We start from the raw sequence: 2,878 nt of genomic DNA, 5'->3' as shown, positions 1-2,878 counted from the left end.
GGCAACAGGACCATCGCGTCCAGCGGGTCGCCGTCCTCGCCGAGGGTGTCGTCGATGAAGCCGTAATCGGTCGGGTAGCCCATCGAGGTGTAGAGGTAACGGTCCAGCTTCAGCCGCCCCGTCTCGTGGTCGACCTCGTACTTGTTGCGTTGTCCCTTCGGGATTTCGATCGTCACATTGAATTCCACCGTGCTGTGGCTCCTTTGTCTCGTTGTGCTTTGTCTGGTTCCGCCCTGTTACGCATCTACCCTATTCGATGCGTTGGCCGACCCGTTCGGCACAATGGGGTCAGACAATCAGGAGAGTGATGGGCCCTACTCGCTGGCAAAAATCGACCCACGTGTTGATCGGGTTGGTCGTGCTGGTGTTCGTGGCCGCCGTGGTCGGGGCAGCAACGTTCCTCACCAGCAGCGGGCACCGTGCCGGCGGCGCACGGGCCACCGTCGCGCCGCCGCGACCGCCGACGGTGACGCCGGGGCTGATGCCGGTCGGCGACACCGCCGAGATGCCCAGCGCCGCGGGCATGGCGGCGGCATTGACGGCCCTGGCCGGCGATCCTAACCTCGGCAGGCTGGGTGGGCGCGTCACCGATGCCTTGACCGGCACGGAGCTCTGGCAGGTGGCCGATGACCTGCCGCTGGTGCCTGCCTCGACCAACAAGATCCTGACCGCGGCCGCGGCGCTGCTGACGCTGGACCGGCAGGCCCGGATCGACACGCGGGTGGTGGCCGGTGGCCAGAACGCGCAGGGGCCGGTCGTGCTGGTCGGTGCCGGGGACCCGCTGCTGTCGGCCGCGCCGCCGGATGTGGAGACCTGGTACAAGGACTCGGCACGCATCAGCGACCTCGCCGAACAGATCCGTCGTGGCGGCGTGACACCGACCACGGTGCAGGTGGACACCTCGGCCTACAGCGGCCCGACGCTGGCGCAGGGCTGGGACCCGGCCGACGTCGACAACGGCGACATCGCGCCGATCGAGCCGGTGATGATCGACGCCGGGCGCATCCAGCCCACCACGGTGAACTCGAGACGGTCGCGCACACCGGCTCTCGACGCCGGTCGGGAACTGGCCAAGGCCCTGGGCCTCGATCCCGGTGCCGTGACGATCGCCACGGCGCCGTCGGGGGCGCGGCAGTTGGCCGTCGTGCAGTCGGCACCGCTGATCGAGCGGCTCTCGCAGATGATGGAGCACTCCGACAACGTCCTGGCCGAATGCATCGGGCGCGAGGTGGCAGGCGCCATCAACCGGCCGCGCAGCTTCGCCGGAGCTGTCGACGCGGTGACCAACCGCCTCAGCGGCGCGCACGTCGACACCGCCGGCGCCACGCTGCTGGATTCCAGTGGGCTCTCGGTCGAGGACCGCTTGACGGCCAAGACGCTCGACGGCACGGTGCAGGCGGCCGCGGGGCCGGACCAGCCCGGGCTGCGGGCGCTGCTGGATCTGCTGCCGGTCGCCGCCGGCAGCGGGACGCTGGGCGATCGTTTTCTCGACTCGGCGAGCAACCAGGGCCCCGCCGGCTGGCTGCGCGCCAAAACCGGCTCGCTGACCGGCGTCAACTCGCTGGCCGGGGTGGTCACCGACCGCAGCGGACGAGTCCTCACCTTCGCGTTCCTGTCCAACGATGCGGGCCTCAACGGCCGCAACGCGATGGACGCGCTGGCGGCCAAGCTGTGGTTCTGCGGATGCGCGACGTGACCGCGGGGCCCGACCTGACGCTGGGGACGGCCGTCGACTGGGGTTTTGCGGCCACCGTCGGGCAGCGGCTGGCGCGGCCGGGCCCGCCGTTCAGCGAGTACACCCGCCGCCAGGTGGTCGATGAGCTGACGGGCGCGGCCGCCAAAGCCGAACCGCCGGTGCGCGACGTCACGGGCCTGGCCACCAACGGATCGGTGCCGGCAGCCCGCATCGTCGACCGCCCGGCGTGGGTTCGGGCCGCGGCCGAGTCGATGCGGGTGATGACCAACGGGACGGAAAAGCCGCGGGGTTTTCTCACCGGCCGCGTCACCGGTGCGCAGACGGGCGCGGTGCTCGCGTTCGTCTCCTCGGGAATCCTCGGGCAGTACGATCCGTTCGCGGCAGCCAAGGAGGGCTGCCTGCTGCTCGTCTATCCGAACGTGATCGCCGTCGAGCGGCAGCTGCGAATCGACCCATCGGACTTCCGGCTGTGGGTTTGCCTGCACGAGGTGACTCATCGCGTGCAGTTCACGGCCAACCCCTGGCTGGCCGATTACATGTCCGGGGCTCTCGGGGAGCTGACCCAGGGCGCCGGCGACGACATCGGGCAGCTCACCGCCCGGCTGGCCGACTACGTGCGCAGCCGCGGTGCGGGCGCCGATGCCGGATCGTCGGGGATTCTGGGCCTGGTGCGGGCCGTGCAGTCCGAGCCGCAACGCGAGGCCTTGGACAGGTTGCTGGTGCTGGGGACGCTACTGGAGGGCCATGCCGACCATGTGATGGACGCCGTCGGGCCGGTGGTGGTCCCGTCGGTGGCGACCATCCGCCGCCGCTTCGACGAGCGCCGCCACCGCAGGCAGCCGCCGCTGCAGCGGGTGCTGCGCGCCCTGCTGGGGCTTGACGCCAAACTCAGTCAGTACACCCGCGGCAAGGTGTTCGTGGACCATGTGGTGGGTCGGGTCGGAATGCGGCGGTTCAACACCGTGTGGTCAGGGCCCGACACGTTGCCGCTGCCGGCTGAGATCGACGAGCCTCGGCGATGGATCGACAGGGTCCTGTAGCGCAGCTGCGCGCCGCCGTCGAGGCGTTCGCCGCCGCCTATCTGCCCAGCGAGCCCGCCGGCGGCGGGCGTTGGTGTGTGGCGCTGTCCGGTGGCCCGGACTCGCTGGCGCTCACCGCCATCGCCGCGCAGCTGCGGCCCAC

At 70.7% G+C, this 2,878-nt stretch carries 3 protein-coding genes and 1 pseudogene; 3 read left to right on the top strand and 1 reads right to left on the bottom strand.

Annotated features, from left to right (window positions below; genetic code table 11):
* A partial coding sequence (locus AC2VOK_RS17595) for an inorganic diphosphatase (RefSeq protein ID WP_428901613.1) occupies window positions 1-188 on the bottom strand: 188 nt, incomplete at its 3' end.
* Window positions 189-307: 119 nt separating this feature from the next.
* Here AC2VOK_RS17595 and dacB point away from each other — a divergent pair.
* The 3 genes and pseudogenes from dacB to AC2VOK_RS17580 form a co-directional block, all read left to right on the top strand.
* Window positions 308-1,696: a D-alanyl-D-alanine carboxypeptidase/D-alanyl-D-alanine endopeptidase gene (gene dacB / locus AC2VOK_RS17590; RefSeq protein ID WP_428901614.1), complete on the top strand. Its 1,389-nt coding sequence runs from the start codon at window positions 308-310 to the stop codon at window positions 1,694-1,696.
* On the top strand, window positions 1,684-2,736 hold the full coding sequence (locus AC2VOK_RS17585; protein ID WP_428901612.1) for a zinc-dependent metalloprotease: 1,053 nt from the start codon (window positions 1,684-1,686) through the stop codon (window positions 2,734-2,736). The genes dacB and AC2VOK_RS17585 overlap by 13 nt, the downstream gene beginning before the upstream one ends.
* Window positions 2,715-2,878: pseudogene (locus AC2VOK_RS17580) on the top strand (tRNA lysidine(34) synthetase TilS); the annotation flags it as partial. The gene AC2VOK_RS17585 and the pseudogene AC2VOK_RS17580, both read left to right, overlap by 22 nt.

This window comes from Mycobacterium sp. TH-M116, from assembly GCF_057473685.1.
The sequence above is the reverse complement of the archived record's forward strand: the minus strand, read 5'-3'. Positions and strand labels throughout refer to the sequence as shown.

What these genes read in the sequence shown, in the direction of transcription:
- dacB (WP_428901614.1), top strand. Translation starts at nt 308, where the DNA reads ATGGGCCCTACTCGCTGGCAAAAATCGACCCACGTGTTGATCGGGTTG.
- AC2VOK_RS17585 (WP_428901612.1), top strand. Translation starts at nt 1,684, where the DNA reads ATGCGCGACGTGACCGCGGGGCCCGACCTGACGCTGGGGACGGCCGTC.